This is a genomic window from Rhodococcoides kyotonense (assembly GCF_001645385.1).
Lineage (GTDB): Bacteria > Actinomycetota > Actinomycetes > Mycobacteriales > Mycobacteriaceae > Rhodococcoides > Rhodococcoides kyotonensis_B.
On sequence record NZ_LVHI01000018.1, the window covers coordinates 50,651 to 64,723 of the forward strand.

The following is a 14,073-nucleotide window of genomic DNA, read 5'->3' on the forward strand; positions in this document are numbered from 1 at the left end:
ACACCGTTCGAATGGTGTCGTTCCTGGCACTGCCCGGTATGCGTCGAACTACTGCATTCGGCCGAACGGCTTCTCCCCGACGAACAGCGTCACGCCGTCCGGTTCGTCGGCCGAGCCGCCGTCGGTGACCACGACGGCGTCGAGATCCTCGAAGTCGTCACCGCCGAGTTCGCCCGTGTCGGCCGCCGGTACGAACGCGTGCGTCACCCACTCGTCGAGGACGAGGTCCGCGAGCTCGCCGTCCCCGCTCGGCACGACCCACGCCGCTCCGACGACACCTGCGGCCAACAGGGTCGAGAGTTGCCATGCATCGCCGGCGTCGGACGCAGCGAGAAGCCGTGACTCGAATGTCACTCCGTATCGCCCGTTCGCTTCGGTCAGCGCAGCCACGAGCGTGCTCTGTCCGATCTCGTCGACGGTTCCGTCACCCGTCACGACGACGACCGCGGGGTCCGACGGATCGAGCAAACGTGTGCGCTCGGAGTACGCGATCGGCCGGGGCGATGCATCGGCGACGGCACCGACGACGGACGCGTCGTCGACCTCGAGCACCTCCGGCCCCTCGGGCACGTCGGATCCGTCTCGTCCGAGGACCAGCCGAACACCCACGGCCTCGACGAGTGTCTGTGCGTCGCAGTCGCTTTCGCCCACGACGACGGCCGCCCCGGTGAACGTCGTCGCCAGCACGGCGACAGCCCAGTCCACCGACACGGGCACCGTCACGACGACCTTGTCTCCCGGTCCGACCCCCCGACCGATGAGCACTCGTGCCAATCGGGCAGCGCGACCCTCGACGGTGAGGTACGACAGTTCCTCTCCGTCGACCGCGATGGCAGGAGCATCGGGATCCAGCTCGACGACAGAGCCGATCACCTGCGGCAGGGACCTGTCCAGCGACACCGACGAGGCAGGCGCGGTGTCGGCCTCCGGCGCGGCATGCGCCTGGGTGAGGGTCCGTTCCTGTTCGCTCATGATGTCGATGTCGCCGACGATGACGAACGGGTCTGCAGCCACCGAACGCAGAATGCGCGTGAACCGCTCACCGAACGTCCGAGCGGTCGAGAAGTCGAACAGATCCGTTGCGTAGAGCAGGGATCCGAACAATCCCGCGGGGTTGCCGTCGGCGTCCGTCCGTGGTTCGACGGTGAACTGCAGGTCGAACTTGGCGCCCAACTCCCCCGCATCCAGACCCTCGACCGTCAGGCCCGGCAGATCCAGTCGCACGCGTTCGAGGTTCTGGAACGACAGCGCTACCTGGAAGATCGGGTGACGCGCCTGCGAACGCGCGGGCACCACAGCGTCGACGACGTTCTCGAACGGTACGTCGGCATTACCGAAGGCACCGAGATCGGCCGTCCGTGCCTCGTCGACGAGCCCGGAGAAGGTTCCACCCAGATCGATCTCGGTGCGCAACGGAAGCGTGTTGACGAACATGCCGACGAGCTCGTCCAGTTCGGCTGCTCCTCGACCCGCCACCGGCGTGCCGACGACGACGTCGCTGCTGCCGCTCAGACGTCCGAGCAGGACCGCCAGTGCGGCGTGCACGACCATGAACAGCGATGCGCCGCGGTCACGCGCGAATGCGGCCAGCTGCGCATGAGATTCGGCGTCGAGGTCGAAGTCGACGGATCGACCCTGCATCGACTGCATGGCCGGACGTGGCCGATCGGTCGGCAGATCGAGTGCGTCCGGAATGCCTGCGAGCGTCTTCGTCCAATACTTCAGCTGTTCCGCCGCAACCGAATCGGCGTCGTCGACGGCTCCGAGGACGGCCCGCTGCCACAACGCGAAGTCCGCGTACTGGATCGGCAGTTCCGTCCACTCCGGCGCCTGACCGGCGACCCTCGCCGAGTACGCGACCATGACGTCGCGTGCCAGCGGAGCGATCGACGCACCGTCGGCCGAGATGTGATGCACGACGAGCGCGAGAACGTGCTCCCGCGGCGACAGTCGAACGAGACCGACGCGAACCGGTACTGCACCTGCGACGTCGAACCCGCCGAGAACGAGCTCGGCCACGACGCGGGTCGCGTCGGCTTCGCTGTCGACCACGCGCGGCGTCAGATCGAACGCAACGTCGGCCGGAGCCAGAATTCGCTGCTGCGGGCCGTCGGCGTCGGACGGGTAGATCGTGCGCAGCGACTCGTGCCGAGCGACGACGTCTGCCACCGCATGTCCGAGCGCGTCGGTGTCCAGATCACCGGTGAGCTTCACTGCCAGCGGAATGTTGTATGCGCCGGACTCGGGGTCGAGGTGGTTCAGCACCCACATACGTTGCTGCGCAAGCGACAGCGGGATACGGTCCGGCCGCGGCCCCGCGGTGAGGGCCGGGCGAACACCCGTGCCCGCCAGACCGGAGACCGTTGCCGCGAACGCCGCGACGGTGGTCGCGTCGAACATGGTCCGCACCGGGATCTCGGCATCGAGAGCCGCACCGACGCGCGAGACCACCTGCGTCGCGATCAACGAGTTACCGCCGAGCGCGAAGAAGTCGTCGTCGAGTCCCACCTGCGGAACACCGAGAACCTCCGCGAAGACCTCGGCCACGATGCGCTCGACATCGGTGGTCGGGGCGCGGAATTCCGCAGCCTCGAAGACAGGCTCCGGCAACGCCTTTCGATCCAACTTGCCCGACGGCCCCAGCGGAAGCGCGTCGAGTACCAGCAGCACCGACGGCACCATGTACTCCGGCAGCACCTCGGCCGCCGACGTCAGCACCGCGCCCACGTCGATGGACGCCCCGGCAGCGGGCACCACGTAACCGACCAGACGCTCACCACGCACCAGGACGACCGCCTGCGCCACCGACTCGTCCGCCAGCACGGCGGCTTCGATCTCCCCGAGCTCGATACGGAGACCGCGCAGCTTGACCTGGAAGTCGGAACGCCCGATGTACTCGAGCTCGCTTTCGCGATTCCAGCGCACCAAGTCGCCTGTGCGGTAGAGCCTTTCGCCTGCGTCGCCGAACGGATCGGCGACGAATCTATCGGCCGTCAGGTCAGGACGCGACGCGTAACCACGAGCCAGCTGGACACCGCCGAGGTAGAGCTCGCCCACTGCGCCGACTGCCACGGGACGCAGCCTGGCGTCGAGCACGTAGACCTGCGTGTTGAACACGGGTCGGCCGATGGGAACGCCTGCGGTGTCCGTATCGGTGACCTCGTGATACGTCACGTCGACGGCTGCTTCGGTCGGGCCGTACAGGTTCACCAGAGTCGTCGACGGCAGCACGTCGGACAAGGCTTTCGCGGTCGAGTACGGCAACGCCTCACCGGACGCGAACACCCAGCGCAACGACCCGGCCGCCGACGCCGCCGGCTCCGACGCGAACACACCGAGCATCGACGGCACGAAGTGCGCCACGGTCACGCCTTCGGCCTCGATCAAGCGTGCCATGTACACCGGGTCGCGGTGGCCGTCGGGGCGGGCGATCACGAGACGCGCACCGATCTGCAACGGCCAGAACAACTCCCACACCGACACGTCGAACGTGGTGGGCGTCTTCTGAACGACATGATCGGCAGGCGTCAGTGCGTACTCGGCCTGCATCCACACCAGTCGGTTGACGATCGCGCGATGCTCGATCGTCACGCCCTTCGGCTTGCCCGTCGATCCGGACGTGAAGAGCACGTACGCCGCATCCGACGCGCTGACCGGCCTCCTGCGTTCCGCGTCCGTCACCGGCGCGTCCGAGAACTCGGCGACATCGAGGTCGTCGATCACGATCGGCAGTTCGGAGCCGACATCGCCGCGATCGCGCGTCGTGGTGAGCGTCAGCGCGACGCGTGCGGTGTCCAGGATGTAGGCGATGCGCTCCGTCGGCTGCGACGGATCGACCGGCACGTAGGCAGCGCCGGCCTTCAGTACCGCGTAGATGCCGACCATCAGCTCGAAGGATCGCCCGATGGCAACGGCGACCGTCGACTCGGGACCGACCCCGCGACCGATCAGGTACCGGGCGAGCCGGTTCGCGCGGGCGTCGAACTGTGCGTACGTGATCGTCCGGCCGTCGAACGTCAACGCGGGGGCATCCGGTGTGCGCGCCACTTGCGCGTCGAACATCGACACCAACGTCGCCGACGGGTCGACGGCGTGATCGGTCGCGTTGACCCCACGCACCAACAAGTGAAGTTCGCCTGCGTCGACCAACTCGATGTCGCCGACGGCGATCTCGACGTCGGCCGTGACGGCATGTAGAACCGCGACGAACTGGCGACCCAGCTCCGTGATCGTGTCCGCGTCGAACAGATCTGTGGCGTACACCATTTCGACGGACCGACCACGCGTACCGTCCGACTGCTCGTGCGGCTCGGAGACCGTCACCTGCAGATCCATCTTCGCGACGGCCGAATCGAAATCGACCGCGGCTGCCGTCAACCCGGGCAGTTCGAAGGACGACGACGAGAAGTTCTGGAACGTCAGCAGGACCTGCACGAGAGGGTGGCGTCCCTGCACACGCGGTGGATCGAGGACCTCGACGACCCGCTCGAACGGCAGATCCGCATGTGCGAACGCGGACAGATCGACCTCGCGTGCCTGAGCCAGAACGTCACCGAAGCTCTGCGAGCCGTCGATCTGCGTCCGCAGCACCAGGGTGTTCACGAACATGCCGATGACGTCGTCGAGTGCGGCCTCACCGCGACCGGCGACCGGCGTACCGACGGCGACGTCCTCGCTGCCGGACACGCGCGACAGCAAGACGGCCAGCGCTGCGTGCACGACCATGAACGGGGTCACGCCCCGTTCGGCAGCCACCCGGTCGATTGCTGCGGTCGTGGTCTCGTCGAGCGTCAGCGAGTGCGCCGCACCTCTACCGCTCGACGCCGACGGCCGTGCCCGGTCCGTCGGAAGTTCGATCTCGTCGTCGAGCCCGGCCAGCGCGGTGGTCCAGTACGTCTCCTGCTTACTGATCAGCGACGTCTTCTCGTCCGGCGATCCGAGGACCTCGCGCTGCCACAGCGTGTAATCGGCGTACTGCACCGGCAGTGGCGTCCAGCCGGGTTCCTCACCGCGGGCACGCGACACGTACGCGGTGATCACGTCACGCATCAGCGGAATCATCGAGAACCCGTCTGCGGCAATGTGATACGCGACGACGACGAGCACATGCTCGTTCTCGCCGACCTCGAGAAGCCGGATACGCAGCGGGACCCGTCGCGTGACGTCGAAGCCCTCCGTCACGAGCGTCGTCACGACGTCGAACAGATCGGCCTCGGCGACGGTCTCCACACGGAAATCGGTGCGTCCCGACGCCACCGGCATGACGACCTGGATGCCGGTGCCGTCCGACTCCGGATACACGGTGCGCAGGATCTCGTGCCGTGCGACGACGTCGTCGATCGCCGCGGTGAGCGCGTCGACGTCGAGCGTTCCCGTCAACCGCACCGCTGCCGGAATGTTGTTGACGGCCGAGCCGGGATCGAGCCGATTGAGGAACCACATGCGCTGCTGTGCGAGCGACAGCGGGATCCGGTCCGGTCGCGGCATCGCCGTCAGTGCGACGCGTCCGCCGGTGTGCGATTCGACGCCTGCCGCCAGCGCCTCGACGGTCGGCGCCTCGAACAGCGTCCGGACCGGAACCGACGAGTCCAGTGCCGCACCGAGTCTCGATACCACCTGCGTCGCGACGAGCGAGTTACCGCCGAGCGCGAAGAAGTCGTCGTCCAGACCGACGCGTTCGACACCGAGTACCTCGGCGAAGATTCCCGCGACGATCTCCTCGACCGGCGTGGACGGTGCACGGAATTGTCGGGCGGCGAATTCCGGTGCCGGAAGCGCTTTTCGGTCGAGCTTGCCCGACGTGTTGAGCGGGAACTCGGCGAGTACCACGATTGCGCCGGGGACCATGTACGTCGGCAGCGTCTGCCCCAGTGCCGCGCGCAGTGCGTCCGTGTCCACGGTGTCGGTACCCGCAGGAACGACATAACCGACGAGTTGATCACCGGCATCGGTGGCGACGACAGCAGCCGCGGACAGACCGACGGACGGATGCGCGGCCAAGGCAGCCTCGATCTCGCCGAGCTCGATGCGCTGTCCGCGGAACTTCACCTGGAAGTCGGTCCGACCGATGTAGTCGATCGTGCCGTCGGCACGCCACTCCACGAGGTCACCGGTGCGGTACATGCGAGCGCCGTGCTCGGAGAACGGGTTCGCGACGAACCGATCCGACGTCAGGTCGACGCGCCCGTGGTAGCCACGAGCAAGCTGAACGCCTGCCAGATACAGCTCACCGGGAACACCGACGGGTACCGGGCGCAGTCGCGAGTCGAGAACGTAGACCGCCGAATTCCATTCGGGGACACCGATGGTCACGGCTGCACCAGCTGCGGTGTCGGTCACGTCGGCGTACGTGATCGACACTGCCGCTTCGGTCGGGCCGTACAGGTTGTGGACGCGCGCCGAGGAGACGCGGGCGAAGTCTCGGACGGCCTCGCCGGGCAGTGCCTCGCCGATGACGAAGATCTGGCGCAGGCTCGCGATCGATGCCCGTGTCACCGCTGCTGCGAATACGGACAGCATGGTCGGCACGAAGTCCGTGACGGTCACCGCATGTCGTGCGATGACGCCGGCGAGGTAGGCGGGGTCACGATGTCCGTCCGGCGTCGCGAGGACGAGAGTGGCCCCGACGCGTAGAGGCAGGAAGAATCCCCACAGGGACACGTCGAACGTCGTCGCGGTCTTCTGCAGATAGACGTCCGCTGCGCCCAGTCGATATTCGGACTGCATCCACTGCATCTGATTGACGATCGCCCGGTGGCTGACGGCAACGCCCTTCGGCCTGCCCGTCGATCCGGACGTGAAGATGACGTACGCGACGGAGTCCGGCGAGAGAATCGGCGGGGTGAATGTCGCGCCGGATTCCGGCCGAGCGTGCACGTCGACGACCGGAACGTCCACCGGCGGCGTGAACTCGTCCTCGGACCTGGTCAGCACACAGACAGGTGCCGCGGCGTCGAGGATGTAGCCGATGCGCTCGGCCGGGTGGTCGGGGTCGATCGGAACATAGGCGGCACCGGAACGCAGCACCGCGTACATCGCCACGACCAGATCGACGGACCGTCGAACGGCAAGAGCGACACGTGTTTCCGGTCCTGCCCCCGACGCCCTCAGCACTGTCGCCAGCGAGTCGACTCGCTCGGACAACTCGCCGTACGTGAGCGACACGCCCTCGTACACGAGGGCCGTTGCGTCGGGACGTTCGACGGCGACGGCGTCGAACCCATCGAGAAGCAACGCAGCCGGCAGCTCGTGGTCCGTCGCATTCCATGCGCGCAGCAGGGCGTCGCGTTCCGGTTCGGTCGTGACGTCGATGTCGCCGACGACCGATGCCGGGTTCGTCGTCACCGCCTCGAGGACGGCGAGGAATCGCGATTGCAGCAGCTCGATGCCCGACGGGTCGAACAGATCTGTCGCATAGGTGAATTCGACCGACCAGCCGTCACCTTCAGTCGGCTCCGACACTGCGACCTGCAGATCGAACTTGGCGGTGCCCGCATCGAAGTCGACTGCGGAGACGCTGAGGTTCGGAAGGTCGAGTTCGGAGCGACCGAGGTTCTGGAAGAACAACGCCACCTGGAACAGCGGGTGCCGTGCCGTCGATCGAGCCGGATCGAGGATCTCGACGAGTCGTTCGAACGGGATGTCGGCGTTGGCGAACGCCGCCAGGTCGGACTCTCTGACCTGAGCCAGCACCTCGTCGAAACGAGCTGGTGCGTCGACACGTGTCCGCAGCACGAGCGTGTTGACGAACATGCCGATCATGTCGTCGAGTGCAGCATCACCGCGGCCGGCGATCGGAGCGCCGACGGCGATGTCGTCGGTGCCCGACAGGCGCGCGAGCAGCACGGACAGCGCGGCGTGAACCACCATGAACGGCGTGGCCCGTTCCGCGGACGCCAGGTTTTCGACTGCACTTCGCAGCGACGCGTCGATGTCGAACCGATGCGTCGTGCCGCGTCCCGACGCGACAGCCGGACGCGGCCGATCGAACGGCAGGTCCAATTGTTCCGGTGCGCCGGCAAGTGTCCTCTGCCAGAACGCCTTCTGCGCGGAGATGATCGATTCGGGATCGTCCTCCGAGCCGAGTACCTCGCGTTGCCACAGCGCGTAATCGGCGTACTGAACCGGCAGTGGCTCCCAGTCGAGATCGAGCCCGGCCGCGCGAGCGGTGTAAGCACGCACGACGTCACGCGTCAGCGGGCCGAGCGAGTAGCCGTCGGCCGCGATGTGATGGGCGACGAACACCAGAACATGCTCTGTGGACGACACCTCGAACAGGCTCGCACGGAACGGGGCACGCGTCGTTACGTCGAATCCGGCGAGCACCGTCTCCTCGATCGACGCGGCCAGTTGCTGAGCGTCCACCGGAATCGGTGCCAGGTCGGGAATGACCGACCGAGTCGACACCACCTCCTGATAGCCGACGCCGTCGATCTCCGGATACACCGTCCGCAACGATTCGTGACGGGACAGCACGTCGGCGACCGCGACGTGCAACGCATGCCGATCGAGCAAGCCCGACAACCGAATCGCGACGGGAATGTTGTTGACCGCGGAGTCCGGATCCAGGCGGTTGAGGAACCACATCCGCTGCTGCGCCATCGACAGTGGAACGTGATCCGGTCGTTCCTGCGGCGTCAGCGGGACACGAGCGCCCCTGCCCACCTCGGATTCGATGCGCACCGCGAGCGAGGCGACGGTCGACACCTCGAACAACAGACGAACCGGGACGGTCGTGTCCAGCGCAGCACCGAGGCGGGAGACGACCTGCGTCGCGATCAGCGAGTTACCGCCGAGCGCGAAGAAGTCGTCGTCCGCGCCGACGCGTTCGACACCGAGCACGTCGCCGAACACGGACGCGATGATCTCTTCGACAGGCGTCGACGGCGCACGGAAGGCGCGCACCTGAAGTTCTGGCTCCGGCAATTTCGCACGGTCGAGCTTGCCCGCCGCATTGGTCGGAAGGGCGTCGAGCACGACGAACGCTGCCGGAACCATGTACGACGGCAACTCCGCCGCCAGCGTCCGGCGCAGCTCCTCGAGGTCGACCGGTGTACCGGCGACGACGTACAGCACGAGGCGATCGCTCTTGACCACGGCGACCGCGTCGGTCACCGAAGGTGCTGTGCGCGCGACCGATTCGATCTCGCCGAGCTCGATACGGAGGCCACGGAGCTTGACCTGGAAGTCGGTGCGTCCGATGTATTCGAGTTCGCCGGACGCGTTCCACCGCACGAGATCGCCGGTCCGGTACATCCGTCCGCCACCGAACGGGTCGGCGACGAACCGCTCGGCGGTCAACGTCGATCGTCCGTGGTACCCGCGCGCGGTCTGCACACCCGCCAGGTAGAGCTCGCCGGCTACTCCGACGGGCGTCGGGTTCAGCCGACCGTCGAGAACGTACGCGGCGGTGTTCCACACCGGGGTGCCCATGGGTGCCGTGGTGTCGTGCAGCGCGTGGCCGTCGACGCCTGCCACCGGCCTGCTCGTCGCGTGCACGGTGAATTCGGTCGGCCCATACAGATTGTGAACCTGCGCATCGGTCGCTCGGGCGAGCCCGGTGACGACCGACGCCGGAAGCGCTTCTCCCGCAAGCTGAATCAATCGCAGCGACGACGCGTCCCGCGCGGCCATCTCGGCGGTGAACACGGGCACCATCGACGGTACGAACGAGGTTGCGGTGACCGCTTTCTGCTCGACGACGTCGGCCAGGTAGGTCGCGTCGCGGTGACCGTCGGGACGCGCGATGACCATTCGAGCACCGGACGCCGGTGCACCGAACAGTTCCCAGACCGACACGTCGAACGTGAGCGGCGTCTTCTGCAGGACGACATCGTGCCCGCCGAGGCCGTATTCGTCGACGATCCACGCGATCTGGTTGACCACCGCGCGGTGCGGTACGGCGACACCCTTGGGACGACCGGTCGAGCCGGACGTGAAGATCACGTACGCAAGTTGATTCGGGTGCGTCGACCCGCGACGATCGGCGTCCACCAACGGCTCGGCCCGGTAGTCGGACAGGTCGAGCGTGTCGATCCGGACGACGCTCGTTCGCGGCGCGGCGAAATCGTCGCGAGTCGTCGTCAGCACGACGGGAGCCTCGGACACGTCGAGAATGTAGTCGTTGCGCTCGGCCGGCTGGTCGGGATCGATCGGTACGTAGGCGCCGCCCGCCTCGATCACCGCATACAGCGCGACGACCATGTCCACGGACCGGCGAATCGCGACGGCCGTCAGGACGTCGGGCCCGACACCGAGTGTGACGAGATGGCGCGCGAGAGTCGTCACACGCGAACGGAACTCGCCGTAGGTGACGGTCTCGTCGTCGAAGGACAGCGCCACCGCGTCCGGCGTGGTCGACGCCATCCGGTGGAACGCGTCGAGCACGAACTCGTCGGCCACGTCGTGGCTCGTGACGTTCCAGGTCTCCAGCACCGTCGTGCGCTCGGCGCTGTCGATCAGTTCGATGTCACCGACGACGGTCGCAGCATCCGTGGTCACCGCGCCCAGGACACCGATGAGCCGCGACGCCAGAGTCGCGATCGTCGACTCGTCGAACAAGTCTGTGGCATAGGTGAATTCGAGCTTCCACTGCGCGTCGTTCTCGGAGACGGTGACCTGAAGGTCGGTCTTCGCGACGGCAGTGTCGAACTCGACTCCGGACACGGTCAAGCCCGGCAACTCCAGGCTGGTGGCCCCGAGGTTCTGGAACACGAGCAGCACCTGGAACAGCGGGTGGTGCGCCTGCGATCGCGGCGGATCGAGAACCTCGACGAGCCGCTCGAACGGCACGTCGGCGTTGCCGAATGCGTCGAGGTCGGTGCGGCGCACGGAGGCGAGCAGGTCGGTGAACGAGCTGCCCGGATCCACGATTGCTCGTAGGACCAACGTGTTCACGAACATTCCGACGAGGTCGTCGAGTGCTTCCTCGCCGCGGCCGGCGACGGGTGTTCCGACGGCGATGTCCTCGGTCCCCGACAGCCGGGCCAGCACCACCGACAGCGCGGCGTGCACCACCATGAACGGCGTGGCCGACTGCGCGGTCGCCAGCGCCTCGATCGAACCACGCAGTGATGCATCGACGTTCGTCGCGTACGTCGCACCCCGTCCCGACGCCACGGCGGGACGTCGCCTGTCCGACGGCAGGTCCAGTTGTTCGGGCAGGTCCGCCAACGCGCCGCGCCAGAATCGTTCCTGCGCGGAGATCAACGATCGTGGATCGTCTTCCGAGCCGAGGACCGCGCGCTGCCACAGCGCGAAGTCCGCGTACTGCACAGCCAAGGGCGCCCATCCTGGAGCGTTGCCGTCGCTGCGGGCGGCGTACGCGGTGACGACATCTCGCGTCAGCGGAAGCATCGAAAAACCGTCCGCCGCAATGTGATGCGCGACGAGAATCAACACGTGTTCGGTGGGTGACACCTGCAGCAGGCGCAGTCGAACCGGCACCTCGGCCGTCACGTCGAATCCCTGCGACACGACATCGACGACGCGGCCGTACAACGCCGTTTCGTCGACGCGTTCGGGAAGCAGATCGGGCGCGGCGTCGTCCGTCTCACGCACGACCTGGCGACCGACACCGTCGACCTCCGGGTACACGGTGCGCAATGCTTCGTGCCGGTCGACGACGTCGTAGATCGCAGCCTGCAACGCGTCGACGTCCAGCAGCCCGGACAGCCTGATCGCGACCGGAATGTTGTCGACGGCCGAATTCGGGTCGAGGCGGTTGAGGAACCACATGCGCTGCTGCGCCATGGACAGAGGAACGACGTCGGGACGTTCACGCTTCGCCAGCGGCTCACGCGCCGACGAACCGTCGGCCTGCGCGGCGTCGACCGACTTCGCGAGACCGGCGACGGTCGGTGCGTCGAAGAATGCACGCACGTCGAGCTTGATCGACAGTTCGGCTCCGACGCGAGCGATCGCGCGGGTCGCGCTGAGCGAGTTACCACCGAGTGCGAAGAAGTCGTCGTCGACGCCGACGCGTTCGGCTCCGAGGATGTCCTCGAAGACGGCGACCAGGGTGCGTTCGACTTCGGTTGCCGGAGCACGGTATTCGGCGGCCGCGAGGGTGACGTCGGGCTTCGGGAGGGCCTTGCGGTCGAGCTTTCCGCTGGCGTTCAGCGGGAACTCGTCGAGCACGACGAACACGGCCGGAACCATGTAGTCCGGCAGCGTGCCGCGGATACCGGCGGCCAATGCAGCGGAGTCGGCTTCACCGGTCGACGTGACCAGATACGCCACCAACTGGTCGTCGACCCCGGAATCCGAGTCGTCGGAACGGACGACGACCACTGCCTGGCGGACCGTCTCCTGAGCGAGAAGCGCCGCTTCGATCTCACCGAGTTCGATGCGCAGACCACGAAGCTTCACCTGAAAGTCGGTGCGGCCCAAGTATTCCAAGACACCGGCAGTGTTCCAGCGCACGAGGTCGCCGGTGCGGTACATCCTCTCGCCGGAGTCGCTGTACGGGTCGGCGACGAACCGGTCGGCGGTCAGATCGGGTCGGGCGATGTATCCGCGTGCCAGCTGCACACCCGACAGGTAGAGCTCGCCGGGCACGCCGGGCGGAGTGCGGTCGAGGCCCTCCCCCAGCACGTGCAGTCCGGTGCGGGGCACCGCGACGCCGATCGGTACCGACACGAGGTCGGAGCTGTCGGTGCGGTGGTACGTGACGTCGACGGCAGCCTCGGTCGGGCCGTAGAGATTGTGCAGTTCGGCGTCGAACACCTCGTGAAAACGAGCCGTCGTCGACGCAGGCAGTGCCTCGCCCGACGCGAACACCTGCCGCAGGCTCGGAATCGTCGGCGCCTGGTCCGAGTCGAACTGGCCGAGGAACACCGACAGCATCGACGGCACGAAATGTGCGGTCGTCACGCCGTGCGTGCTCATCGTCTCGGCGATGTACGCCGGATCGCGGTGGCCGTCGGGCGCGGCGACGACGAGCCGTGCGCCTGCTTGCAGCGGCCAGAAGAATTCCCACACCGACACGTCGAACGTGAAGGGAGTCTTCTGCAGAACGACGTCGTCGGCGGTCAGCGGGTAGTCGGCCTGCCGCCAGTCGAGGTTCGCGACGATGGCCTCGTGCGAGACCGCGACACCCTTCGGGCGTCCCGTCGAACCCGACGTGAAGATGACGTACGCGGTGTTCGCCGGATCGAGCGCACCGTTGCGTTCGTCGTCGACGAGCGGTTCCGACGCGTACTGCGCCAGATCTTCGGTGTCCACGTTCAGCGCACGAACGTCGTCCGGTAGCGCGACGTTCTCGGTCGACGTGGTGAGCACGAGAATCGGCTCGGCGATGTCGACGACGTAGCCGATGCGATCGGCGGGATGTCCGGGGTCGATGGGAACGTACGCGCCTCCCGCAGCACTGATCGCGTACATCGCGACGAGAAGGTCGAGCGACCGCGAGATCGACAGACCGACGCGAACGTCCGGGCCGACTCCGAGTTCGACGAGGCGACGGGCCAGACGATTGACCCGGCCGTCGAACTCGGCATACGTGAGTTCGGTCCCGTCGAAGGTCACCGCGACCGCGTCGGGGGTGCGCTCCACCTGGTCGCGAAAACGACTGACGAGCGTCTCGGCGACGGGGGCCGCAGCGACCTCGCCGAGCACCTCTCGGGCGTCGGCGACGACGGTCGCGACGATCCCCTCCAGCCCACCTTCGGCCGCTTCGACGGCACCCGGCGCGACCGTCGAGAGTGCGAGGGGTACCAGCGCGTCGGCGCCGAGCACTCCGCCCATGGCGGTGTCCAGGTTGCCGATCTCGCGGTGCAGGTCTCCGTACGTGACGGTCGAACTACCGACAGCGACGGCGACACGGTCGGCCTGACCTGCGGCGACCCGTCCGACCAACCCCGGTAGATCTTCGATCGCCGTCGACTGCGAACCGGACCCACCAGACACCATCTACCTCGTCCTCCCAATCACCACTAGCGAAACCTCGATTATCGCAGCCGTACGAAGCCTACTGACGAACGGACCACCGCCCAGTTCGCCGACGGATTGTTCCGATATCCACCTGATCAGGTCGGCATCCGAATGATCAGTCGGCAAACTCCCCGTACCGGC

General features: G+C 67.1%; 1 protein-coding gene. It reads right to left on the reverse strand.

Going from position 1 to position 14,073, the window contains the following annotated elements; genetic code table 11:
* Nucleotides 1-48 precede the first annotated feature (48 nt).
* A complete protein-coding gene (locus A3K89_RS14580; RefSeq protein WP_068427235.1) occupies nucleotides 49-13,911 on the reverse strand; it encodes a non-ribosomal peptide synthetase in 13,863 nt (4,620 codons plus the stop codon).
* Nucleotides 13,912-14,073: the final 162 nt, after the last annotated feature.